The organism is Streptomyces sp. NPDC054863 (assembly GCF_053610825.1).
The window spans coordinates 74,026-96,939 of record NZ_JBSGZD010000004.1 but is presented as its reverse complement, the minus strand read 5'-3'; the positions used below and the strand labels follow the sequence as shown (position 1 = coordinate 96,939).

The window sequence follows — 22,914 nt, the reverse complement described above, 5'->3', positions numbered from 1 at the left end:
GCGGAGCCCCCCACCGTAGGACGGTGGGGGGCTCACGAACGTTGAGCCGGGGCAACGAGTACCCCGGTCCGGCGCTCCTAGTAGTAGTTGTGCGACTGCCAGAAGGTCCACGCCTCGCAGGGGCTGCCGTAGCGCTCGTTCATGTAGTTCAGGCCCCACTGGATCTGGGTGGCCGGGTTGGTGCGCCAGTCGGCGCCTACCGAGGCCATCTTGGAGCCGGGGTTGGACTGCACCAGGCCGTAGGCGGCCGAGGTCGGGTTCTGCGCCTGGTAGTTCCACGTCGACTCGTGGTTCACGATCGTGGAGAAGCACTGGAACTGACCGGCCGGCACGATCTGCCGGGCGATCGCCTTGACCTCCGCGACCGTGTACGAGGACTTCTGCGAGAAGGACGAGGAGTCACGGGTGGCGGACCGGCTCGCGATCTCGCCCTGCTCCTCGCGCTCCTTGGCCTCCTTCTCGGCCTTCTCCGCCTTGGCCTTCTCGTCGGCGACCTTCTTGTCGGCCGCCTCCTTCTTGGCCTTGGCGTCACCGGCGGCCTGCAGACGTGCCGATTCCTCGGCGGTCTTCTTGGCCGCCTCGTCGGCGACGGCTGCCTGGGCGTCGGCCTGCTGCGCCAGGGACGCGGTCGCCACCTGGGCCTGCTGGCCGGCGGGGATGTCCGCGAGGAGAGTCGTCGTGTCGGCGGCGGCTGCCTCGAAGTTGTTGTCGCCCGACGACTGAGGGTCGCCCGATGCGACGCCCACGACGGCGCCGACAGTGGTGACCGCGGTGGCAGAGGCCACTGCGAATCCCCGAACCGAAATCCGGCTCACACGGTTTCCTTCCAGCAGCATCCGCACCGGTGACCCTGGCGGACGCAATCGCACCCCTGGCGCTGGCCTCCCTGCCTGCTGTGTCACGGGAGGCGCGGACCCGGTGGGCAACTCCCGCGGGAGTGCTCCGTGTTACTCGGGCGGCATACGGCGAATTCTGTTGAATTAGGTGGTGTTGCACCTCTGGAGGTGCAGGAGTGCCGTATGCGGGGCCTGACGGAAGCAAGACTCTGCCGGAAGGTCAGGCAGGTAATCAATTCTTGCTTACGTGTGAAAGGTCACATCGGTTTCGGAGCTGCTGATTTGTGGAACCACGCACGCGGCAGAACGCCGCCCGGCTAGGATCACCCGCTTCCCGCGGATGCGGCCGGACGGCGCCAACTACCTGCTGATTCGGCCCACTTGGGTCAGATCTGCCCTTCCTCCAGCATTTCGGTCACCAGTGCCGCGATCTGCGAACGCTCGGAGCGGGTGAGCGTGACGTGCGCGAAGAGCGGATGCCCCTTCAGCTTCTCGACGACCGCGACCACTCCGTCGTACCGCCCGACCCTGAGGTTGTCGCGCTGCGCGACGTCGTGCGTGAGCACCACCCGCGAATTCGCCCCGATCCTGGACAGAACCGTCAAAAGGACGTTCCGTTCCAGGGATTGGGCCTCGTCCACGATGACGAACGCGTCGTGCAGCGAGCGCCCCCGGATGTGGGTGAGCGGCAGCACTTCGAGCATCCCGCGCCCGAGCACCTCCTCGATGACCTCCTTGCCCGCGACCGCAGAGAGGGTGTCGAAGACGGCCTGCGCCCACGGCGACATCTTCTCGGACTCGGAACCCGGCAGATAGCCGAGCTCCTGCCCGCCGACCGCGTACAGCGGCCTGAAGACCATCACCTTCTTGTGCTCCTGGCGCTCCAGCACGGCCTCCAGGCCCGCGCACAGCGCGAGCGCGGACTTGCCGGTGCCCGCCCGGCCGCCCAGCGAGACGATGCCGACCTCCGGGTCGAGCAGCAGGTCCAGCGCGATGCGCTGCTCCGCGCTGCGGCCGTGGATGCCGAACGCCCCCCGGTCGCCCCGTACGAGACGGACGTTGCCGTCCGGGGTGACCCTGCCCAGCGCCTTGCCGCGCTCCGACTGGAGCACCAGCCCGGTGTGCACGGGGAGGTCGGCGGCCTCGGGCACGTACACCCGTTCCTCCGTGAAGAGGAGGTCCACCTGGTCGGCCTCCAGGGACAGTTCCGCCATCCCGGTCCAGCCGGAGTCCGTGATGGCCAGTTCCGCGCGGTACTCCTCGGCGAGCAGTCCCACCGACGAGGCCTTGATGCGCAGCGGCAGGTCCTTGGAGACGACGGTGACGTCGTACCCCTCGGCCTGGAGGTTGCGTGCGACTGCCAGGATCCGTGAGTCGTTGTCCCCCAACCGGTAGCCGGCGGGAAGTACGCCGGGATCGGAGTGGTTGAGTTCGACGCGCAGCGACCCGCCGAGGTCCCCGATCGGAATCGGGGCGTCGAGACGGCCGTGCCGGATGCGGTAGTCGTCCAGCATGCGCAGGGCCTGCCGGGCGAAGTAGCCGAGTTCCGGATGGTGCCGCTTGGCCTCCAGTTCGGTGATGACCACGATCGGCAGCACGACTTCGTGCTCCTCGAACCGGGTCATGGAGCTGGGATCGGCCAGCAGGACGCTGGTGTCGAGAACGTAGGTGCGCCTGTCGGGAAGGCGCCGCTTAGAGCTGTTCACCACGGAAGGACGTACCCCCTCGTACTGAGGTCGGGGTGCGACGACGTCGCGGGCGGAGGGACCGGGCTCGGCACTTGCACGCACACGACGAGTGCGCGGGCCGAGCTCCGGCCCTCCACGTCGTCCGCGCCGAAAACGGCGGAAACGTCCTGGTGCAAAGGGCCTCCCGGGCGGACGGCATCGAGCCGTCCACTGAGATGCGGCGTCCGTGGTCCGAACGCCGACCTGGAAGGGGTATTCCCTCGAACATGCGCCGCCATACCTGCCTATGGCCAGGACGGATGACGCATCTTCGGTACGACGAAGGGGTACGGGGTGCGGTCAGGATCCGTAACGCCGGTGGCGGGCCGCGTAGTCGCGCAGGGCCCGCAGGAAGTCGACCTTGCGGAAGGCCGGCCAGAACACCTCGCAGAAGTAGTACTCCGAGTGGGCGCTCTGCCACAGCATGAATCCGGACAACCGCTGCTCACCGCTGGTGCGGATGACGAGATCCGGGTCGGGCTGGCCGCGGGTGTACAGGTGTTCCGAGATGTGCTCGACGTCGATGATCTCCGCGAGCTCCTCGAAGGAGGTGCCCTTCTCGGCGTGTTCGAGGAGCAGCGAGCGGACCGCGTCGGCGATCTCCTGGCGCCCGCCGTAGCCGACGGCGACGTTGACCAGTATTCCCTTGTTTCCCGCCGTTGCCTGCTCGGCCTCCTTCAGTACACCCTGCGTACGGGCGGGAAGGATGTCCATCGTGCCGACGTGGTGGACCCGCCAGCGGCCGTCGGCGGCGAGGGCCTGGACGGCGCCTTCGATGATGGAGAGCAGCGGGGTGAGTTCGGCCTCCGACCGGTCCAGGTTCTCCGTGGACAGCATCCACAGCGTGACGACCTCGACGTCCGTCTCCGCGCACCAGCCGAGCAGCTCCTGGATCTTGCTGGCGCCGGCCTTGTGTCCCTGCTCGGTGGTGCCGCCCGACGCCTTCGCCCAGCGTCTGTTGCCGTCGAGGATGACGCCGATGTGCCCCGGCACCTGGGAGTGGTCGAGGCGGCCCTCCACGCGGCGTGCGTAGAGCCGATACACCAGGTCGCGCAGGTTCACAGCGTTCCACCCTCTCGTGTTCCCGGGCGCCAGGACGTCTGCGGTCATCCGGGGGCCCGAGCGCGTCACATTACTGCGCACGGGTCCCGGCGGCCCAACCCGGTCTGTCACAAGTGCCTCCGTGATAAGGAGGTGAACGTGACTGACGAACCCCTTCACCACCGCGCGTCCGACAACCGCTACGACACGATGGAGTACCGGCGCTCCGGCCGCAGCGGCCTCAAGCTCCCGGCCGTCTCCCTCGGCCTCTGGCACAACTTCGGCGACGACCGCTCCCTCGACTCGCAGCGTGCGATCCTGCGCCGCGCCTTCGACCTCGGGGTCACCCACTTCGACCTCGCCAACAACTACGGCCCGCCGCCCGGCTCGGCCGAGTCCAACTTCGGCAAGCTCTTCGCGCAGGACTTCGCGCCGTACCGCGACGAGCTGATCGTCTCGACGAAGGCGGGTTACGGGATGCACCCCGGCCCGTACGGCGAGTGGGGCTCGCGCAAGTACCTGATGTCGTCCCTGGACGCCTCGCTCAAGCGGATGGGCCTGGACCACGTCGACATCTTCTACTCGCACCGCTTCGACCCGGACACGCCCCTCGAAGAGACGATGGGCGCGCTGGCGTCCGCCGTCCAGCAGGGCAAGGCGCTGTACGTCGGCGTCTCCTCGTACAACAGCGAGCAGACCGCCGAAGCGGCGCGGCTGCTGCGGGAGATGGGCGTACGTCCGCTCATCCACCAGCCCTCGTACTCGATGATCAACCGCTGGACGGAGGACGACGGCCTGCTCGACACCCTGGAGGAGGCGGGCATGGGCTGCATCTCGTTCGTGCCGCTCGCGCAGGGGCTGTTGACGAACAAGTACCTGAAGGGCATTCCGGAGGGGTCCCGCGCCACCCAGGGCAAGTCCCTGGACCCGAACCTGCTGAGCGACGAGGTCGTGCGCCGTCTCAACGGCCTCAACGACATCGCCGCCGCCCGCGGCCAGTCCCTCGCCCAGCTCGCGATCTCGTGGGTGCTGCGGGACGAGCGGATGACGTCGGCGCTCATCGGGGCGTCCAGCGTGAAGCAGCTGGAGGAGAACGTGGCGGCGCTGGGGACTCCCGCGCTGACCGTGGAGGAACTGAAGGAGATCGACTCCTTCGCGGTGTCCACCCCCGGCACGAACATCTGGGCCGACCGGGGCTGACGGGACTCACGCGCTGTACGGAGACAAAAAACGGGCCGGTCCGTGGGGGGGATACGGACCGGCCCGAGGGGGGGTTTCCACCATAACCCTTCGTAAGTGATGCTGCGCACCAGGACGCGAATCAATTACTCTCCGGAGTCGCCGCGGTGCGCGGCGCAAGGGCCTGAATCCCTTGTGCCCCTTGGGATCCGAGCCCTTTTCCGGCCTGCGGGAAGGTGCTGCGACTTCCCCCGGTCGGGGGTGTCGCCGACATCACCGGATTGACGTTTCTGCACCACTCGTCGCCCTGTGCAACAGGGTGATGCCGTCCGCGGCCGCGACGACCCGGTAGCCGTACGTCCGCTGTGCCCGGGCCAGCTCGTCCTGCTGGCGGTCCAGGGGGTACGGCCAGTGTCCGTCCGGGAGCGGCCAGGCCTCGTGCGGCCGGCTGTCGTGGACGATCCACTCGCTGGTGGGCGGCGGGGGCGTGCCGTCGGTGTCGTACAGCTTGCCGGGGATCGGATAGCCGGGGAAGAGGACGGCGGTGGTCCGAGAGGCGAGCTGCGGGACGAGGCGGTTGGAGGCGGCGACGGTCGCGCCGTCGGGAATGCGGGCCAGGAGTGCGCGGGCGGCGCGGACGTGGTCGGTGGTGCGCCAGGTGTCTTTGCGCAGGACGAGCCCGAAGGGGAAGGACGGGAGCAGGACGAGGGTGACGGCGACGACGGTGGCGAGGGACCCGCGGAAGTGGCGCGCGGCGCGCTCGTCCTCTCTGTTGCGTACCTGCGTACGTGCGTACGGGGCGAGGGCGTCGATCAGTGCCGCGAAGACGATCGGCATCAGGACGGCGCTGTAGTGGAAGGCCGTGTCCCAGTGGTAGCTGTGCTGCGACAGCAGCCGCCAGCCGAGGGTGGGGGCGGCGAGCAGCACGAGCGGCGAGCGGAGCGCGAGCAGCGCGGTGGGCGCGAGGACGAGGACGAGGGTGACGGCCTTCAGCTCGGGGCGCAGGGCGTCCAGCGGGGCGGCGAGGAGGGTCGCGAGGACGGATCCCCTGCCGCCCTCCGCGACGTACTCGCCGTAGGCGTACGCACCCGAGGAGTTGAGGGCGGGGAGCAGTACCCGGGTGATGAGGAGCGTGCCGAGGACTCCTGCGGCGACGGTGGCGAGGCCGAGGACCCGGTCCGCCTTCCGCCGTCCTTTCCGGCCCTTCCAGGCGATGTACGCGCCGAGGGCGGCCAGGGTCAGCCCGAGGTCCTCCTTGACGAGCAGGAGGGGCACGGCGAGGGCTACGGCCCGTCCGTGGCGCTCCCGCCCGAGCGCTTCGAGGGCGAACGCCAACAGCGGTACGGCGAAGGCGACTTCGTGGAAGTCGAAGGTGACGGCGGAGGCGATGCCCCAGCTCAGCCCGTATCCGAGGGCGACGACGTACGCCGCCGCCCGCCCGAGCACCCGCCGTGCCCAGCGGGCGAGGGGGACGACGGCGAGGGCGAGGAGGGCGGCCTGGGCGAGGAGGAGGGTCTCGGCGGCGGGGGCGAGGCGGTAGAGGGGGCCGAGGACGGCGAGGACGGGATGGAAGTGGTCGCCGAGGAGGTTGAACCCGCCCCCTTCCCCTTTCAACGGGACGTACGGCGGGCGGAGTTGGGAGTAGGCCTGCACGGCCTGCTCGAAGATCCCGAGGTCGTACCCGGTGGTGCGCATCAGCCGGTGGCGCTGGACGGAGAGGGTCCCGTAGAGGACGAAGAGGGCGGCGCACCAGGCCCAGGGGGCGGCCTTCGGCCTTCGGGGCCCCTTCACCGCGACCGGCACCACCTGCACTGACGCTTCGTCAGTAAATGTCCGCATAGCGGCACATTACAACTGGCGTTGCGCTACGTGCGGGTGCGTTGCGCTTCGTGCGGGTGCGTCGTGGCTGGTCGCGCAGTTCCCCGCGCCCCTGACTTCCCGATACCTAGCCCTCTTGGGCAGCGGGGCCGCCCCGGGGGCAGTGGGGTCTCCCCCTGCTCGGGGCAAGGGGGCGGCCCCCACGCGGAGCGCCACCCCACCAGCCCGGCCCGCGCGCTCAGTACCGAAGTGCCGCCGCCACTCCCCCGGCCTCCCCCAGCTCCCCGTCCGGCACGAACGTCACGTCCCCGTCCGCGTCCAGCACCATCTCCACGAGCGAGTCGACGATGTCGTCCTCGACACCGTCCGCCGGTTCGGAACCGGCCTCGACCAGCACCAAGGACGCCCGCTCCGCCCCCTCCACCGCCTCCGGCCGCGCCGAGACGCGCACGGACTCCTCGACCACCAGGTGCCCCACCCGCCCCTCGCGCGCCGACTGCCAGCAGTCCTGCACACCGGCCGCGTACCGCCGCCCGCTGCGCGCCGCGTCCAGTGCCTTCATCGCCTCTTCGGCGTCGATCGCGGCGAGCGAGGCCCGCGCGGGGGCGAGCTGTTCGACCAGCTCGGGCGCGGTCGTGTGGAGCAGGCCGCCGACCTCCAGATCCGCCGCCAGCACCGCCCCGTGCCGGGAAATCTCGCGGAAGGTCGCGATGTGCTGCCGCAGCCCGACCACGACCACCGGCAGCGCGGCCTCCTGCAGCAGCGGGGTCAGCTTCCGGTCCGCCTCGGTGAGCATGTTCCGGAAGTCCTGGGTGGCGCCGTGGCCGCCGTCCCGGTTGGGGGCGCCGTCGCGTTCCGCGCCCGAGGAGATGACCGGGAAGCCGGCCTCCTCCTGGTCGAGCTCGTGCAGCTCGTACCCGACCCCGTGCCACAGCCGCACCTCACCGGTACTGAGGATCAGCGCGAGGTGGGGGATCTGCCGGGCGGAGGCGGCCACCAGGTTCCGGGTCAGGTACGAATCCCCGACCACGATCCGCTCGGGAACCTCCGCGCTCACCAGGTACGTACGGGCCTCGTCGGCAGCCGCGTACAGCACGAGGCCCTCCAGGAAGTGCTCCGGATCGAGCTCGTCGACGGCCTCGCCCAGCTGTCGTACGACGGCGACGGCCTGGTCCCGGCTCAGCTTCGGGTCGTCGAACAGGCGCTTCTCGGTCTCGGAGAGGAGGTTGCGCAGCCGGATGTGGTCCTGCTGGTTCTCGGGCCGGTGGCGGTGGGTGGGGAGGGTGATGGAGACCGCCGGGTAGGGGCGGGGCCGGCGCAGTTCGGCGAGCAGGTCCGACTCGTCCTCGTCACTCATGGGCACTCCACTCGGGGTGTCGGGGCTGTCATCAGGGATGCACGGCACTTCTTGACTTAGTCGCAATTTCTCACGAATAGCCCCATTCCGCCCCCGCGCGGAAGCCCTTCTCCGGCCTTCTCCGGCCTTGTCCCGCCGCCGGCGGCCCGCCCAGTGCCGGGTCAGGCCACTCCCGCCCCACCCAGCACCAGCCCCACCCACGCCCCCGCGATCATGAAGGGGCCGAACGGGATGGCCGTCTTGCGCCCGCCCCGCCGGGTCACCATGAGCCCCACCCCGTACAGCGCGCCGAGGACGAATCCGGCCGTCGCGCCGGCGAACAGCACCGGCCATCCGTACCACCCGAGCACCACGCCGAGCGCGAGCGCGAGCTTCACGTCACCGAACCCCATGCCGTTCGGATTGATGACGAAGAGCAGGAAGTACGCACCGCCGAGCCCGGCCCCGCCGAACAGCGTCCCGGCCCAGGAACCGGCGCTGCCGGGCAGCAGGGCCGCCCCGCCGAGCAGGACGACGGCCGCGGCGGCCAGCGGCAGCGTCAGGACGTCCGGCAGCCGCTGCACCCGGCGGTCGACGACCGCGAGGAGCAGCGCGAAGGGGGCGAGCAGCAGCCAGGCCGCGAGTTCGGGACGTGGGCCGGTGGCGGCGGCGAGGACGGCGCAGACGAGGGCGCAGATCACGACGTGGCGCAGGGTCCTGGCGTATCGCGCAGGGGGTTTCCGGCCGTACGGGGCGGAGGGCTCGCTCTCGTCGCTCCCCGTCCCGCCGCCCCCGTGAGTCCCCGGCGCCCTCACCGCCACTCCCGCCGCACAGTGCGCGCAGCGCCCCGTACCGACCCAGCCGCGGGCGAGCCCGGTGAAGGGGTGTCCGGCGGGGCAGGCGTCGCGCCAGGGTTCCTCCGGCTCGACGGAGAGCCGGTGCGCGGCGCGGGGCACGAGCAGTCCGGCGAGGGCACCCCAGAGGGCGGCGGCCACGATCAGGAGGGCGAGCACGCGCCCACCCTAGGCGGGCGCGGGGGCGGGGTCATGGGCCCCTGGACCCATGCTTCAGTGCCGCTCGGCCCCGGGGCCTGCCTGCGGAACGTCCGGGCCGCTCCCGCCCCCGGGCCGTTGTCAGTGGCGGCTGCCACACTGCTCGCATGACTGAGAAAACCGACGCGGCCGTCAAGGGGCCTGCCAGCTACTTCCCTTCCATCGAGAAGAAGTACGGCCGCTCCATAGCGGAGTGGAAGGAGCTGGTCCGCTCCTCGCCGCTGACCAAGCACATGGAGCTGGTCGGCTGGCTCAAGTCCGAGCACGGCATGGGCCACGGCCATGCCAACGCACTGGTCGCGCACACGCTCGCCGAGGACAAGGCGAAGTAGCCCCGCCCACACCCCCGAGGCTCAACTATCCAGCGCGCGGCGCAGCTTGCGGCGTTCCCAGCGGCCCGGGTGGCGGACGATGACGCCCGCCATGCCGCCCGCGCCGAAGAGCCGGACGAGCGGGGTGCCGGGCAGCCGGTCCCCGGTGGTGCGGTTGCGCATGCCGCCGATGCCGGGGTCGACGGCGTCGGTGTTCACGACCCACCCTTCCGGGACGACGAGCGTGACGCCCGCCATCTCGCCGTACACCTCCACCTCGATCTGCCGTACGCGCACTTCGGCCTGGGTGAAGTCGAGCCGTACGCCGCCCATGCCGCCGCTCGCGACGATCCGTGCGGGCACCCGCCACTTGCCGGTCCTGGAGACCCCGTGCAGGCCGCCCTTGAGGGCCAGCGGTTCACCGTCCGCCGCGCCGAACATCGGCTCGGGCACCAAGTCCTCGGTGAGCGGCCCCAGTTCGGCGACCGTCTTGGCGCCGAGCGCGAGCCCGAGCCGCTCGCCCAGCTCGTCGAGGTCGAGCCGCCCCTCGGCCGCCGCCTCCCGCAACTGCTCGACGACGGCTTCCCGGTCGGCGTCGGAAGCCCGCAGCGGGCGACGGGCGGCGGGAGCCCCTGCGGATTCAGCGGGGTACACGGATTCGGCGGTCATGCGCCCGATGATACGAACCGCCGCTATACGAACCGCTGCGGATACCAGCCGCTGCGGATACCAACCGCTGCAATACGAACTACTGCCTCCGGCCACTTCACCCGCACCCACCTGTGTAAGTTGCCCGATGGATGTACTTGGTGAAGAGATGAAGAGGTACGTGTGATGGGCTCCCGGAGGAACTGGGTGGGAGTGGCCTCGGCCGCTCTGCTGCTGACGGTTTCGGCGTGCAGCGGTGACGGCGGCAACGACTCCGGCGAAGGCGCGGGCGGCAGCAAGAATTCCGGGGATTCGTCGGCATCCGGTCAGGCTCAACTCTCCGACCCCGATGACCCGTTCAAGGACGCCAAGACTCTCGACGGGGCGCTGCTCCGGGCCAAGGACCTGCCGTCCGGCTGGGCGGAGGACGCCCAGGGAGACAACGGCGGCATCAAGGCCCAGCGCGCCTCCTGCGAAGGCCCGTGCGACGGGCTGACCTTCGAGGGCGTCGGCAACTACACCGACAGCTCGGGCGCCCTGGTCGGCACGAGCATCAAGGCGTACGGCAGCAGGGCGGCGGCCGAAGCGGGCTACACCGAGGAGAGCAAGCTCGCCGCGGACGCGGCCAAGGAGGACGGGGCACCGGTCGGCAACACCTCGACGCGCGTGAAGTCGGGCGAGAGCGACGACAGCGCGCTGCGTGTGGTGCACTTCCGGGTGGGCACGACGGTGGTCGCGGTCTCGCAGGAGTACCGCAGCAAGGACGCGAAGGGCCTGGAGAAGTTCGCGGGCGACCAGGCGAAGCGGCTGGAGCAGGCGCTTCGGCCCAGGTAGCCGCCCTCCCCCCTCGCCCGCCCTCCGCCCTCGCCCGTCGACGCGCCCCGCCCCGGCGAGTACCGTCACCGGCATGGCCGGCCGACTGCGCCGCACGTTCAGTCCCGCACTGATCGGCGCCCTGGTGGCACTCCTGGTGGTGGTCGGCTGCGTGTCGGCGGCGGTCGGGGAATGGGACGACGGGGAGCTCATCGACGCGGGGCCGGTCCGGGTGACGGGCCGGATCACGTCGGCGGTCCCCCACGAAAAGAGCACGGACTTCATCGTCAACTACCGCTTGCACGGCAGCACTTACCGTACGGACACCCACTCCCTGAGCCTCGCCCGCCTCACGTCGTCCCCGTCCGTCGGCGGCGCCGTACCCCTGGAGGTGGCGTCCGCCGACCCGTCCGTGGCCCGGGTCCAGGGCGCGGACTCGCCCCACGAGAACCTGCCGCCCCTATTCCTGCTGGCGGCGGCGGGCGGACTGGTGGGACTGGTGGCCGCACTGCGGGCGCAGGTACGGAGTACGCGCAAGCGCGCTTGACGCTCGACACCGCATTCCCGCTCCGTATAGGACCTGATCCGACCTACATGGCTCCTAGTGTGTTTCTTGTCCGAGGGACGAGGAACTGAAGCGTCAGAAGCTACAGAGAGCAGGGACCCGCCATGACTGTCCACGAGCCGACCACCGACGCCGTGACCACTCCCCCGGCCGTCAGCCGCGAGCGTGCCGACCTGCTGGAGATGCTCGCCAAGCACCGGTACTTCCTGCGCTTCACCACCCGTGACCTCACCGACGAGCAGGCCCGGCAGCGGACCACCGCCAGTGCGCTGTCTCTGGGCGGTCTGATCAAGCACGTCACCGGGGTCGAGGAGGGCTGGGCGGACTTCATCGTGAACGGCCCTTCGACGATGCCGGACTTCAGCGCCATGTCCGAGGCCGACCTGGCCAAGCGGGACGACGGTTTCCAGCTGCTGCCCGACGAAACCCTGGAAGGCGTACTGGCCGCGTACGAAGAGGCGGCCCGCCGGACCGACGAGCTCGTCGTCTCCCTCCCCGACCTGGACGCCGACCACCCGCTCCCGCCCGCCCCGTGGAACGAGCCCGGCAAGCGCTGGTCGGCCCGCCAGGTGCTGCTGCACGTCATGACGGAGACCGCCCAGCACGCGGGCCACGCGGACATCATCAGGGAATCCCTGGACGGCGCGAAGAGCATGGGCTGAGCCGTTCGCGAACTCCCGCCCCTGCCCGGCCCGTTCGTCGCCCGTGACCTCACCGGTCCGCACGTCCGTGTCACAGGGCGCCGGGCTGTCTCGTCCCAGGGGTGTGCGGGGGCGTACGGAGCGCCGGGCACGGACGAGCGAGGGAGATGCGGCGTGCGCAAGGTCGAGGAGTTCGAGGGGCTGCGACCACTGCTGTTCTCGATCGCCTACCGGATTCTGGGCAGCGTGAGCGAGGCCGAGGACGTGGTGCAGGAGGCCTGGCTGCGCTTCGACGGCTCGGCAACCCTTCCCACGTCGGTCAAGGCGTTCCTGTCCACCACGGTGACGCGGCTGTCCATCGACGTACTGCGTTCCGCGCGGGTGCGGCGGGAGGAGTACGTGGGCCCGTGGTTCCCCGAGCCGCTGCTCAGCGACCCGTACCAGGATCCGGCGCGCTCGGCGGAGCTGGCCGACTCGGTGTCGATGGCGGCGCTGCTGTTGCTGGAGCGGCTCAGCCCGCTGGAGCGGTCGGTGTTCGTGCTGCGGGAGGCGTTCGGCTTCGGATTCGACGAGATCGCTGCGGCGGTGGGGCGTACGGAGCCGGCCTGCCGTCAGCTGCTGGTACGGGCGCGCCGGCACATGCGGACCGGCCGGCCGCGGTTCGACGCGGACCGTCAGAAGCGGGAGGAGCTGGCGACGCGCTTCTTCGACGCCCTGCGCGAGGGCGATGTCGACGGCCTGCGGGAACTGCTGGCCGCCGATGTGCAGATGGTCGGGGACGGCGGCGGCAAGGCCCCGCAGCTGGCCAGGGCGATCGCGGGCGCCGAGCACGTGGCCCGGCTGCTGGCCTCCGTCTTCCCGCTGATGGCGAGGATCGACGTCACGTTCGAACCGGCCGAGGTCAACGGCCAGCCCGGCGCGATCTTCCGCGACCGGGACGGCAAGGTCCTCCATGCCCTGGTCCTCGACGTGCTCGACGGGCAGATCCAGACCATCCGCTCGGTGATCAACCCCGAGAAGCTCGGCCACCTCGGACCGGTCGCCGACGCCTGGGCCGTCGACGGCGAACTGAAGCGGTTCCGCCGGAAGGAGCAGTGAACTGGCGTAAACGGGAGGGGAGTTGCCTGTCCCGGTAGTGCCGGGCGGAACATCTGGGTATGCATGGTGACTTCATCGCAACCGACCGACTGACCATCGGATGGAGCGCGGGAGCCCCTATGCCGACGAGCGTGACCGATACGCGTGCGGAGCTGGACAAGCACCGCGAGCGCAATACCGACAGGGCCGCGCTCGACGCGGTGCGCGCACAACTCGTCGAGGCGGGGGTGGAGTTCCTCTACTACCAGACCGTGACGCTCACCGGCCGCGTCATCGGCAAGGCCGTGCCTGTCGGGCACCTGGCACGCAACGCGGAGGCCGGGGTCCAGCTGCACCGCACAGGCCTGGCCGACCTGCAGACCCGCCAGGACGGCACACTGCTGGGCGGCGGCTGCGCGGCGGCGGAGTTCACCGCGGTGCCCGAGCTCGACACCTTGGCGGTGCTCCCCTGGGACACCCGCGTCGCCCGCTTCTTCTGCCGCCTGTACGAGCCCGATCACGCACCGGCCGAGATCGCCGGCCGCCCTCTCCCCACCGACGTACGCGGCAACCTGGCACGGGTGCACGCCGCCTTCACCGCCCGCACCGGGCTGGAACTCCGCAGCGGCTGCGAGCCGGAGATGTCATGGACAGGCCCTGGCCTGGAGGCCCGGAACCGTCCGCACACCAGCCCCGCGTACCACATCGACCATCTGGAACGTAACCGTCCGATCTATCAGAAAGTGATCGGCTACGCGCAGGCGATGGGCCTCGACATGGTCGAGGGGGACTACGAGGATCCCGGCCAGCTCGAACTCAACTGGATGTTCGACCACGCCGACCGGACCGCCGACCGCCTCGTCGTCTACCGCCAGATCTGCCGCCAGGTCGCCCGCGAACTCGGCGTCACCGCGAGCTTCATGCCCAAACCCGCCAATGACAGGAAGGGCAACGGCTGCCACCACAACCTCAGCCTGTGGCGCGGCGACCAGAACGTCTTCACCGACCCGGACCTGCGTGAGCTGCACCTGACCGATGTGGGCCGGCACGCCCTCGGCGGCATCCTGCGCCACGCCGCAGCCGCCACGGCCGTCATGGGCCCCACCGTCAACTCGTACAAGCGCTACTGGCACGCCGGCCAGTTCGCGCCGACGCACATCGACTGGGGCATGGACAACAAGACCTGCACGGTGCGTCTGTCGGCCAACGGGCGGCTGGAGTTCAAACTGCCCGACGCCATGGTCAACCCCTATCTCTCCCACGCCGTCCTCCTCGCCGCGATCGGCGAAGGACTCGACCACGGCATCGAACCCGGCCCGCCGCAGCAGGGATCCGGGTACGCGGCGACGGGTCCCCGCCCCGAGACGCTGCCGTCCACTCTGGGCGAGGCACTGGACCGGTTCACCGCCGACCCGGTCGTCACCGGCGCTCTCGGCCCCGAGACCACCGAGCTGTACACGGCCCTCAAACGCGACGAGTGGGCGCGCTACTGCGGCACCGTCACCGACTGGGAGCACACGATGTACGCCGACGAAGGCGTCTGATCCCCGGCCCCGGGTGGCGCCGGTGGTACGACCAGGTCACCGCCGCCAGCAGCGGACCCCACAGGAGGAGCGGGGCGTACGCGGCGACGAAGACGACCTCACCGACCGAGGTGCCGGGCTCCGGCCAGGGCAGGGTCAGCAGTCCGCCGAAGAACAGGACCCACCACAGGACGGTGACGGCGAGGGCTCCCAGCGAGGCGGCGAGGACCGCGAACCGGGGGTTGACCGGGCGCCCGCCGAGGAACGGAATCCAGCGCGCGAACACCTCGCCCCAGGGCCGGACCAGGCCGAGCGTCAGGTACGAGGCGGTCTCGGCGACCACACCGAGCAGCAGTACGTAGGCCAGGCCGAGCAGCAGGGAGTCGTCGGGGAATCCGGCGAGGAACTCGTCGCGCCCCATGACCCCGACCGGCACCCCGAGCACGAGCGCGATGCGCCACACCCCGGAGGGGACGGTCGACCAGGCCACGACATGGGCGGCACGTACCGCCCAGCGCGGTGGCGGGGCCGGTGGCAGGACCGGTGGCGGGGCCGGTGACGGGACGGGTGGCGGGGTGCGGAGCTCGGGCGGCGGTGCGGGGTCGGTCGTCGTCATGACCCGAATCTCCCGCACCGCACGGCCCGGCACGTCGCACCCCGGGCTGATCCTCCTCCGCCGCACGGGGGAACCCGCCGTCCTCCATGGCGGCCGACGGCCCACGATTCACGGCCCCCGGCCGAAACGTCATGCACGTCACACCCCACCGGAACCCTTCAGCAATACTCCGTTTACGAATTCTTGACGAATCAATACGAGCCCGGTCGGCGACGCGTTGCCCAACATGGCCGAATAACCCTGCGGGGAACGCCGCCCAATGCACCGGCCACCACCCTCCCCGCCATTGCCTGCTCAGGCGATCGAGCGCCCCAGCACTGACCGGGACCACTCCCCGCCCCCACCGGCGCGAATTAAACCTTCATTCGGCCCCACCCTGGCCCGTATTCGCCCCCGACGGATCCTCACGGCACCCTTATATCGCCCCAAAATATCGCCCACTCGGGCAATGCTCAAGGACACTTGCCGACCCCGGCCCGGGAGTGCCAACATATTGATCGTTTGCTGCCCCACGGAAGGGAAAGGTGAGATGTCACCAAGTAATTTACCCGACACATTGAAAGTGATACGCACTCGAAGCGTGCTACGGGACTATTCGCCTGAGCCGATCGACAGTGCCACGATCGACGAAATGCTGGAAACCATGATTTCCGCCCCGTCTGCTTCGAACAAGCAGGCCTGGTCGTTCGTCGTGGTGCGGAAACCGGAGAACGTCCGGCTGCTGAGGGCGTTCTGTCCGGGAATCATCGGCACTCCCACGCTGATCGTGGTGGCGTGCGTCGACCGGTCCCGCACCGACCGGCTGCCCGGAAACGTCTCGCAGAAGATCTATCAGACCAGCAAGCTCTGCGTCGGCATGGCCGTGGAGAACCTGCTGCTCTCCGCCCACGCCCTGGGGCTCGGCGGTTGCCCGGTGAGCAGTTTCCGCGAGCAGCAGGTCTGTGAACTGCTGGGCATCCCGGACCACATCGAGCCGCTGCTCGTCGTCCCCATCGGATACCCCGCACAAGCCCCCGCCCCGTCCGACCGTCGTGACATCAACGAGGTGATCAGCCATGAAATCTGGGGACAAGGTCCTGTCGCCGGCCCTGCTGAATGAGGAAATCGGCCTGCTCGCCGGTTATCTCCTGAGCAGCGCCCGCGGCCTGCTGGACGAACCGGCGGACTACGGCGTCTTCCGCTGTACGGACGGAGCCCGGCGCGCACTGGAACTACTCGAACGGGCCGGCGGTCGGACCGATGAACTGACCGCCATTCGCAAGAGCCTCGACGAGGTCATGTTCACCCCGATGGGGAGCGATGTGAATATGGCCGAGATCCTTGACGACCTGTGCGGAAAAATGGCTTCCGCATTAAAGAAGTGAGTTCGTAAATGCAGAAGGAACAGCTTGCTGAATTATCCCATGGAATGCATGTGGAGGTGCTCGGCCAGGAGAGCCGAAGCATCTGGAAGCGCGGCGACCACGCCCTGGTGGGAGTCAGCGCAGGCAACAGCTACTTCAACCAGGAACGTCTGACGAAGCTCCTGCGCTGGGCAGGCCACAGCTTCGCGGAAATAGACGTGGTCTACGTGGACACGCACATCGACACGATGCTCGTCGCGGACGGCCGGCCCCCCGCCTATGCGGCGAAGTCGTCCCGGTCCTCGGTCAAGGACCTGCGCCGCAGAATCCGCCGGGCCGTCGAGGCCGTGGACCCGGACGGCATCCGGTTGCGCGTGCGCCCGCTGTCCCAGCTGATGGAGCTTCCGGAATACCAGACGGTACGCCGCCGGACGGATCAGGCCATGCGGGAAGATCCGCAATTCCTCGCCACCTGCGAGGCGATGGTGCGCCAGGTCGTCGGTCACCGGAGCGCAGGCGGGGGCGGCGACAGTGGCGGGGGCAGTGGCGGAAACGTCATGACCAAGGCTCATTTCGAGGCGGGTCTGAGCTATCTCCAGGCCGAGGCCCCTCTGTTCGTGGATGCTCCCTCGATCTTCAACGTCCGTTCCTCGGTGCTCTGTTACCACATGCTCACGCCGATCACGGAACAGCTCGCCCGACGGGACTCCTCGTTCCGCGCGGCGCCCACGCTCGGCTACGTGATCGTCCGCCCTCCGGAACCGGACCACGTCGAGGGCTGACCCCTCCCCTCCCCTCTCCCCTGTCTCCGCAGATTCAGCCAAAGCGCTCCTGACTCAGAGGCGCCCAGAGGGTGCAAGTGACATACCCGGGCCGACTCCGAAGGCGCAGGATGCGACAGCACTCGATGCCACAACTGGATTGACTCCAGGGGTAGTTGGCGACCCGAGGTGCGGGTGAAAGCTTTCGGACGGATGCCCTCGCGCACCCGATCCGTCGCGCTCACATGAGTCATGCTCGGAACAAGCGGGGCGGCCGTGCCGAGGCTGCCCACCGAGCGAAGGGGGAGTTCAGTTGAGTTCACTGACGAAGAGGGCCCGGATTTTCACGGCGGTCACCGCGCCGCTCCTGCTCGCAGGGGCCACGCTCACCGTCACGGCCCCTGCGGCCAACGCCGCGCCCACCTCCGCACCCAGTGCCGCGCCCAGCGCCGCGTACGGGTGCGGCCACGCCTGGTCGAACAAGTCTTCCGGCAAGGGCTACCCCAAGGCGGGGGTCACGGTCCTGATCCGCAACGGTCCCCACGAAAGCTGTTCGGCGACGTGGGAGGCCACCGGCCGGGTTCTGATGCAGTACCACTGCTGGATAGAGAACTCGGCAGGCAACAAGTGGACGCACATCCGCGTGGACGGCACCAACATCAACGGCTGGGTCTACAACCCCCGGCTGGACGACGGCGGTTCCGTGCACCCGGACAACAAGTGCTGAGCTGACCGCACCACCACGCCCGACCTTCAGGAGCGCGCCGTCCACGGCCGCTCCTGAAGTGCGTGGCCGTGATCGAGACGACTCCTCGCCGCCCTTCTCACGCAGGGCCCGCTCGCCCTCGGCCGTTTCACGGTGCGTGTCAGCCGGCCGAAGGCAGTCAACTCATGCGTGGGTACGGGCCTTTCGTCGGCGCAAGGCGACGAACGTACCGCCACCGGCGACGAGCAGCCCGGCCGCGCCTGCGGCGAAGGCCGCGGTGCTGTCGTTCGTACCGGTCTCCGCGAGCACCTCGCCCCCGTTGTCCTTCATGGTCTTGTCGATCCAGCCCGCGTAGGCGGGGGCGCTGCTGTAGAGGCCGGGCCCGCCCGTGCACGGCACGTTCGGGGCGCCGGGGCCCGAGGTGACGCCGATCAGCTCCCACTTGCCGTCCCGGCCCTTCTGGACCTGCGGCCCGCCGGAGTCCCCGAAGCACGCCATGGCCTTGGGCACGGTGGAGATCGTGCACAGCCGGGTCCGGTCCGCGTAGCCGGGCGCGCACTCGGACTCGGCGCCCCTGCGGGTGTTCAGCTCCTGGAGCCGGTTCGGGAACTCGAACTTCCCGTCGACGGTGGTGCCGAAACCGATGAGGCGGGTGGGCGTGCCCGGCTTCCCCGGCTTCTTCGCAATCTTGATGGGCTGCTCGCCGACCGGTCTGTCGAGCCTGATCAGCGCGACGTCGTCCTTGTTGGCGACCTTGTTGTCGCCGTTCACATAGCCGGGGTGGACGAAGATCCGGTCGATCTTCCGGACCGTACCGCCGGACTTCCGCCGGTCGCTGCCGACACGGACGATGCCGTCCAGCTTCATGCCCTCCATCTTCACGCAGTGCGCCGCAGTCAGGACCCACTGCGGGTCGATGAGGGAGGCTCCGCAGTTGCCGTCGATCAGCCCTTGTTCCGGAGCGGACTCCGGGATCACCGCCATGAAGGGGTAACGCTCGCTGGAGTCCGATCCGTTGACGATGGCGTTGGCGCTGCCGACGGTGAGGGTGGCGCAGGCTGCGGCGGCGAGGGCCGTGGCGACGACGGTGCGGGTGGTGCGGCGGCTGAACACGGGGGGTCCTTTTTGCTCGGGGGATCCGTACTGAGTTCAGCCTGCCCGGCCGTGATCCACCGGACCATCCGGGCAGCGGGAGTCCGGATGCTATGGCCAGCCCCCCTTGGACCACGGGGCAGGCGGGAGGGTCGGAACCCCTGGCCGCCCGGCGCCGCCCGGAAGGGGCTCCCGTGCCGTCCCGCTCCTCTCCCGGCCGGGCGGACCACCATTCCTCGGTCTCACCGGTGTGGAACCGCCTGGACACGAACTACCTCGACCGTCTCGCCGCTGCCGGGGTGCGGCCCGAGGACGTCGACATCGTGGTCAACACCCACCTGCACATCGATCACGTCGGCTGGAACACCGTTCCTAATAGATCATTCGCAACCGCCCGTACCCCGCCCCGCCCGAAATGGCCAACACTGGCCTACATCCGGGAACTGCCCCCAAACCCACAGCGTCCCGTGGCAGAGATCCTCGGCGGGTGAGCGTCCGATGGCGCGAGGGCCAGCATCAAGTACCAGGTGTGGTGCCGGAGTTGGGCGCATCTCCCCGCGGGAAGGTGACCTCGACGCGGCGGTTCTTCTTGCGGCCCTCTTCGGTGGCGTTGTCGGCGATGGGGTAGTCCTCGCTGTAGCCGCGGACCTCGAAGGTGACGTTGGAACCGAGCGTCTTCGTCAGCTCCAGCTGGACCATGTCGGCGCGCTTCTTGGAGAGCTTCTGGCCGTGCTCGTACGAACCGAGGTTGTCGGTGAAGCCGAAGACGCGGATCTTGGTGGTCTTGTTGGCCACCGCTTCCTGCCCGATGGCCTTGATGCGGGACGCTGCGGTGGCGTTGAGCTTGTCGCTGTCCTTGGGGAAGAGGACTTCGGCCTGGAGGGCGAACTTGACGTCGGAGTTGGTGTCTTCGCGGCGTTCTTCACCGCCGGTGTCTTCGATGACGGACTTGATGTCGACTACGCGAGCGGGGGCTAGGGTGCCGCCGTCATTGAGCTTGAGGCCGGGAGAGTTGGCGTCGACCTTGGGGGCGTCGACGGCCGTAACGCTGCCGGGGGGTGTGCTCGGGGTCGGATCAGGATCTGCGGCGGCGCTGGTAGCCCCTAGCCCCACGAGCAACGATGCGGTGGCGCAGGCCGCCGCAAGAATCGGAACTGGGCGACTTCGGGCGTGGGCCAAAGGCATGGTCACTCACCGTCCGAGATCTCGATGGTCGCCGGAGGCATGTCGGCGATCTGGAAATCAACCTTCTTGGTGCCCGCCGGCGGAGCAGGGAACTGCGCGTACCAGACCCGCTCCTCATTCGGCGTGAATCCGGTCGTGAACTTGGTGCACAGGCAACGCCCGTCAGTATCACGCAGGATGAGGTACTTCTTCTTGCCCTGCTTGTCGATCAATGAACCACCAGCCATCGAGGCCTGGTTCGCAGAGAGTTCCTTCTCATTGCCCTGCCAGTTGGGAGCAACCCATACCGCACTGCCGCCGTTCTTGATCTTCCCGTTCAATGTGACGAAGCCGCCCTCGTCCCGGACCGCTGAGTTGATGACGAGGCTGATGTTCGTGCCCCCCTTCACCTCAGCCAGCACCGTGTCGGCAGACGGAGACTGAGGAGCTGACGGCACATTGGAACCCGCCGCCCCCTTGGCGGGAGTTTGAGGCGCAGCAGGAGGTGCTTCCTTCTCTCCCCCGCCACAGCCGACCACCGACAGGGCCAAGCCAGTCGTGATCGCTACAGCGGTCAGTGCCCTTCGGGCCTGCATGGTGCGCCGCATGGTCATCAGGAACTCTTCCTTCTTCTCGAAATTCGCAGGTCACTCGGCAAGATGGACGGAGAACAGGTCATTCGCCTTGGGGAGCGCAGCGGGATCCAACTCTGCGATCTTCGTGGGATCTATCTCCCAGATGCCGCTTCCCTTGCAGTCGATGACGACCAGCTTTGCGAGGTCCGCATCGGGAGCAATCACACACAGGGGCTCAATAACCGCTGTGGCATTGGCGTTTGCGTGCGTGCCTTCCGTCCCAGGAAGGATTGATTTGCCGACGGTGTACTGAGTCCGGATGTTCGCCTCGAAGGCCGGATCTCCCTGCACCGAGGCAGGTTGAACGCTGACCAGGTCCGCCCTGTTCGCCGCAGCCAACTGGGTGGCCGCACCTAGTCCTGTGCCTTCAAAGCGCTTCGCGTCGAGCCACTCCACCAGCACTTCAGGGTTGGCGATGTCATCAAAGAAGCCCTGGGTCAATTCGTCGCGTACGTCCTGGGCTGCCGCCAGTGCCGCCGCGTCGGCCGCGGACTGCCCCCCGTTGCGGGCAACGGCAGCCTGGGCAAAGGCGAAGTAGACGAACGCAAGAAAGAGCAGACCCCCCACCACCACGACGTACATGGGAAGGGTCTGCCCTCGGTCACCGCCCCTACGGGCAAGCTTCAGCCAGCGGTGATCCGACCGACCGCCGCCGTCAGCGCAGTGGCGATCAACGTACCCAGATTCGTCCCCTTCACCGCCACCACAATCAACGCAATGATCACCACCAGCCCCGCGTACTCCACGATGCTCGCGCCCCTGTCCGCCTTCTTGTGCATCCGCTCGACAACCGTGTCGCGCCACTGCCCGACCGCGATCGTTGCCTTCGCTACTGCCTTGAGCGAGATGTCCTGCGCCATGGTGAAGCCCTCCGGGTCCGGCGTACGTTCCTTGGTCAGTGCGGTCGCTCGATCTGCCGGAAACATACTCCGGAAGCACTCGCCCCCCAGAGGGCCCGTGGGCCCAACTCTGGGCCCAAATCGCAGACTTAGCCATGACCGATCATCCCTCCCCCGAAGCCCGGCCGGCCACTCCTCGCCGTGCCCACCCACCGCGCTATCGCTTCGCTCCGCGTCGTGCTGTGCAGCTTCGCGAAGATGCGATTGATGTGGTTCTTGACCGTCTTCTCGCTGATGAAGCAGGTGGCGGCGATTTGCTGGTTGCTCATGCCTGCGGCGATGAGATCCATGACCTCCACCTCCCTCGCACTCAGCCCGTACGCCTGCCGCTCGCGCTCCAAGGCGTACTGTGGCATGTCTGGTTGCAGGCGCGAAGACCTTGTGTTCCGATGTGAGGAACTTGAGACATCTGGACTTGAGTTGAGGGCTTCCCGGACATGTGCAGTCGCACTACCGCTTGTGTACGGGACGCCCGTCGCGTACACCGACCCCAGTCCCTCCGGCAGCTCCGTCGCCCCCGTATCGCCCCTCATGTGGGCCAGCAGGGCATTCTGCGCCGAGGCCGTGAAGTGGGCCCGGCCCTCCTTGATGTCCCTTACCGCGCAGACCAGTTGATCGGCCGTGAACTCGCCGTGCACCACATAGCCGCCCGCCCCCAGCCGCAGCGCCTCCTGCACGATCTCGCTCTCGCGGCTGTACGTCAGCATCATCACCGGCGCCACCTTCACCAGGTGGGGCAGCGCGGACAGGCCGTCCACGCCCGGCATGCGTACGTCCAGGAGGACGACGTCCGGGCGGCAGTGCTCGGCCACGACGAGTGCCTGGCGGCCGTCGGTGGCCTCGGCGACCACGTCGATGTCGGCGCGCGAGCCCAGGAGTGCGGTCAGTCCGGCCCGTACGACCGGGTTGTCGTCGACGATCACCACCCGCAGAACGGGGGTCGGGAAGGACATCGGGAACGCCGCGTCCGACGGAAGAAGGGGGACGGCAGTCCCTTGGGGGGTGTGTTCCGAGCGGGGTGCGACCGTGTGCGACGAGGTGTGCTGGGACACGTGCGTCGACGCGGACCGGGGACCTGAGTGGTACGAGGTGCTTTCGTAGCGTGCTTCCGGCATGTTGCGGCCTCCTCTC

25 protein-coding genes and 1 pseudogene are annotated in these 22,914 nt (G+C 69.0%); 12 read left to right on the top strand and 14 right to left on the bottom strand.

What is annotated here, in order from left to right; translation table 11 throughout:
• Positions 1-77: 77 nt before the first annotated feature.
• The 3 genes from ACWGIG_RS02010 to ACWGIG_RS02000 form a co-directional block, all read right to left on the bottom strand.
• On the bottom strand, positions 78-815 hold the full coding sequence (locus tag ACWGIG_RS02010; protein WP_453319523.1) for an aggregation-promoting factor C-terminal-like domain-containing protein: 738 nt from the start codon (positions 813-815) through the stop codon (positions 78-80).
• 407 nt (positions 816-1,222) lie between these two features.
• Positions 1,223-2,545 (bottom strand): PhoH family protein, encoded by a 1,323-nt coding sequence (locus ACWGIG_RS02005; RefSeq protein WP_453319522.1) that lies wholly within the window; start codon positions 2,543-2,545, stop codon positions 1,223-1,225.
• A 318-nt stretch (positions 2,546-2,863) separates the two neighbouring features.
• The gene (locus tag ACWGIG_RS02000; RefSeq protein WP_453319521.1) at positions 2,864-3,625 is read right to left on the bottom strand and encodes an isoprenyl transferase; all 762 of its coding nucleotides are present in this window, start codon (positions 3,623-3,625) and stop codon (positions 2,864-2,866) included.
• A 138-nt stretch (positions 3,626-3,763) separates the two neighbouring features.
• Between ACWGIG_RS02000 and mgrA the strand changes: the two genes are divergently transcribed.
• Positions 3,764-4,804, top strand: a complete 1,041-nt coding sequence (gene mgrA / locus ACWGIG_RS01995) for an L-glyceraldehyde 3-phosphate reductase (protein WP_453319520.1) — start codon at positions 3,764-3,766, stop codon at positions 4,802-4,804.
• A 252-nt stretch (positions 4,805-5,056) separates the two neighbouring features.
• Here the strand turns inward: mgrA and ACWGIG_RS01990 are convergent, their stop codons facing one another.
• The 3 genes from ACWGIG_RS01990 to ACWGIG_RS01980 all read right to left on the bottom strand — a co-directional run bounded on the left by ACWGIG_RS01990 (position 5,057) and on the right by ACWGIG_RS01980 (position 8,950).
• Positions 5,057-6,622, bottom strand: coding sequence for a DUF2079 domain-containing protein (locus tag ACWGIG_RS01990; RefSeq protein WP_453319519.1), 1,566 nt, complete (start codon positions 6,620-6,622; stop codon positions 5,057-5,059).
• Between the two features lie 217 nt (positions 6,623-6,839).
• The gene (locus ACWGIG_RS01985; RefSeq protein ID WP_453319518.1) at positions 6,840-7,958 is read right to left on the bottom strand and encodes a baeRF3 domain-containing protein; all 1,119 of its coding nucleotides are present in this window, start codon (positions 7,956-7,958) and stop codon (positions 6,840-6,842) included.
• A 161-nt stretch (positions 7,959-8,119) separates the two neighbouring features.
• On the bottom strand, positions 8,120-8,950 hold the full coding sequence (locus ACWGIG_RS01980; protein ID WP_453319517.1) for a prepilin peptidase: 831 nt from the start codon (positions 8,948-8,950) through the stop codon (positions 8,120-8,122).
• Between the two features lie 146 nt (positions 8,951-9,096).
• Between ACWGIG_RS01980 and ACWGIG_RS01975 the strand changes: the two genes are divergently transcribed.
• The gene (locus ACWGIG_RS01975; RefSeq protein WP_453319516.1) at positions 9,097-9,321 is read left to right on the top strand and encodes a DUF4287 domain-containing protein; all 225 of its coding nucleotides are present in this window, start codon (positions 9,097-9,099) and stop codon (positions 9,319-9,321) included.
• Positions 9,322-9,342: 21 nt separating this feature from the next.
• Here ACWGIG_RS01975 and ACWGIG_RS01970 read toward each other — a convergent pair whose 3' ends face one another.
• Positions 9,343-9,969, bottom strand: a complete 627-nt coding sequence (locus tag ACWGIG_RS01970) for a DUF1707 SHOCT-like domain-containing protein (protein ID WP_453319515.1) — start codon at positions 9,967-9,969, stop codon at positions 9,343-9,345.
• Positions 9,970-10,134: 165 nt separating this feature from the next.
• Here ACWGIG_RS01970 and ACWGIG_RS01965 point away from each other — a divergent pair, with 165 nt between their 5' ends.
• The 5 genes from ACWGIG_RS01965 (at position 10,135) to ACWGIG_RS01945 (ending at position 14,588) form a co-directional block, all read left to right on the top strand.
• The gene (locus ACWGIG_RS01965) at positions 10,135-10,782 is read left to right on the top strand and encodes a hypothetical protein (RefSeq protein ID WP_453319514.1); all 648 of its coding nucleotides are present in this window, start codon (positions 10,135-10,137) and stop codon (positions 10,780-10,782) included.
• A gap of 73 nt (positions 10,783-10,855) precedes the next feature.
• Positions 10,856-11,308, top strand: a complete 453-nt coding sequence (locus tag ACWGIG_RS01960) for a hypothetical protein (RefSeq protein WP_453319513.1) — start codon at positions 10,856-10,858, stop codon at positions 11,306-11,308.
• A 122-nt stretch (positions 11,309-11,430) separates the two neighbouring features.
• On the top strand, positions 11,431-11,988 hold the full coding sequence (locus ACWGIG_RS01955; RefSeq protein WP_453319512.1) for a DinB family protein: 558 nt from the start codon (positions 11,431-11,433) through the stop codon (positions 11,986-11,988).
• A 153-nt stretch (positions 11,989-12,141) separates the two neighbouring features.
• Positions 12,142-13,065, top strand: a complete 924-nt coding sequence (locus ACWGIG_RS01950; protein ID WP_453319511.1) for an RNA polymerase sigma-70 factor — start codon at positions 12,142-12,144, stop codon at positions 13,063-13,065.
• A 131-nt stretch (positions 13,066-13,196) separates the two neighbouring features.
• Positions 13,197-14,588, top strand: a complete 1,392-nt coding sequence (locus tag ACWGIG_RS01945) for a glutamine synthetase family protein (protein WP_453319510.1) — start codon at positions 13,197-13,199, stop codon at positions 14,586-14,588.
• Here the strand turns inward: ACWGIG_RS01945 and ACWGIG_RS01940 are convergent.
• Entirely contained in the window at positions 14,545-15,183 is a 639-nt protein-coding gene (locus tag ACWGIG_RS01940; protein WP_453319509.1) for a hypothetical protein, read from the bottom strand. The genes ACWGIG_RS01945 and ACWGIG_RS01940 overlap by 44 nt on opposite strands.
• Before the next feature lie 529 nt (positions 15,184-15,712).
• On the opposite strand from ACWGIG_RS01940, the gene ACWGIG_RS01935 reads away from it, so the two are divergent.
• The 4 genes from ACWGIG_RS01935 (at position 15,713) to ACWGIG_RS01920 (ending at position 18,014) form a co-directional block, all read left to right on the top strand.
• Positions 15,713-16,282: a nitroreductase family protein gene (locus ACWGIG_RS01935; RefSeq protein WP_453319508.1), complete on the top strand. Its 570-nt coding sequence runs from the start codon at positions 15,713-15,715 to the stop codon at positions 16,280-16,282.
• Positions 16,239-16,547, top strand: coding sequence for a DUF6092 family protein (locus ACWGIG_RS01930; RefSeq protein WP_453319507.1), 309 nt, complete (start codon positions 16,239-16,241; stop codon positions 16,545-16,547). The genes ACWGIG_RS01935 and ACWGIG_RS01930 overlap by 44 nt, the downstream gene beginning before the upstream one ends.
• Before the next feature lie 44 nt (positions 16,548-16,591).
• Positions 16,592-17,308, top strand: a complete 717-nt coding sequence (locus tag ACWGIG_RS01925; RefSeq protein ID WP_453319506.1) for a tRNA-dependent cyclodipeptide synthase — start codon at positions 16,592-16,594, stop codon at positions 17,306-17,308.
• A gap of 292 nt (positions 17,309-17,600) precedes the next feature.
• The gene (locus ACWGIG_RS01920; RefSeq protein ID WP_453319505.1) at positions 17,601-18,014 is read left to right on the top strand and encodes an SH3 domain-containing protein; all 414 of its coding nucleotides are present in this window, start codon (positions 17,601-17,603) and stop codon (positions 18,012-18,014) included.
• A gap of 162 nt (positions 18,015-18,176) precedes the next feature.
• Here the strand turns inward: ACWGIG_RS01920 and ACWGIG_RS01915 are convergent, their stop codons facing one another.
• Positions 18,177-19,106 (bottom strand): S1 family peptidase, encoded by a 930-nt coding sequence (locus ACWGIG_RS01915; protein WP_453319504.1) that lies wholly within the window; start codon positions 19,104-19,106, stop codon positions 18,177-18,179.
• Positions 19,107-19,327: 221 nt separating this feature from the next.
• Between ACWGIG_RS01915 and ACWGIG_RS01910 the strand changes: the two are divergent.
• A pseudogene (locus tag ACWGIG_RS01910) lies at positions 19,328-19,453 on the top strand (MBL fold metallo-hydrolase); the annotation flags it as partial.
• 148 nt (positions 19,454-19,601) lie between these two features.
• On the opposite strand, the gene ACWGIG_RS01905 reads toward ACWGIG_RS01910, so the two are convergent.
• From ACWGIG_RS01905 to ACWGIG_RS01885, 5 genes are all read right to left on the bottom strand, one after another.
• Complete coding sequence (locus tag ACWGIG_RS01905; RefSeq protein WP_453319503.1) at positions 19,602-20,270, bottom strand: OmpA family protein; 669 nt, start codon at positions 20,268-20,270, stop codon at positions 19,602-19,604.
• A gap of 2 nt (positions 20,271-20,272) precedes the next feature.
• Positions 20,273-20,863: a hypothetical protein gene (locus ACWGIG_RS01900; RefSeq protein WP_453319502.1), complete on the bottom strand. Its 591-nt coding sequence runs from the start codon at positions 20,861-20,863 to the stop codon at positions 20,273-20,275.
• A gap of 33 nt (positions 20,864-20,896) precedes the next feature.
• Complete coding sequence (locus tag ACWGIG_RS01895) at positions 20,897-21,511, bottom strand: pilus assembly protein TadG-related protein (protein WP_453319532.1); 615 nt, start codon at positions 21,509-21,511, stop codon at positions 20,897-20,899.
• Positions 21,508-21,744: a hypothetical protein gene (locus tag ACWGIG_RS01890; RefSeq protein WP_453319533.1), complete on the bottom strand. Its 237-nt coding sequence runs from the start codon at positions 21,742-21,744 to the stop codon at positions 21,508-21,510. Before ACWGIG_RS01890 ends, ACWGIG_RS01895 begins: the two co-directional genes overlap by 4 nt.
• Positions 21,745-21,872: 128 nt before the next feature.
• Positions 21,873-22,898, bottom strand: coding sequence for a response regulator (locus ACWGIG_RS01885; RefSeq protein WP_453319501.1), 1,026 nt, complete (start codon positions 22,896-22,898; stop codon positions 21,873-21,875).
• Between the last annotated feature and the right edge of the window lie 16 nt (positions 22,899-22,914).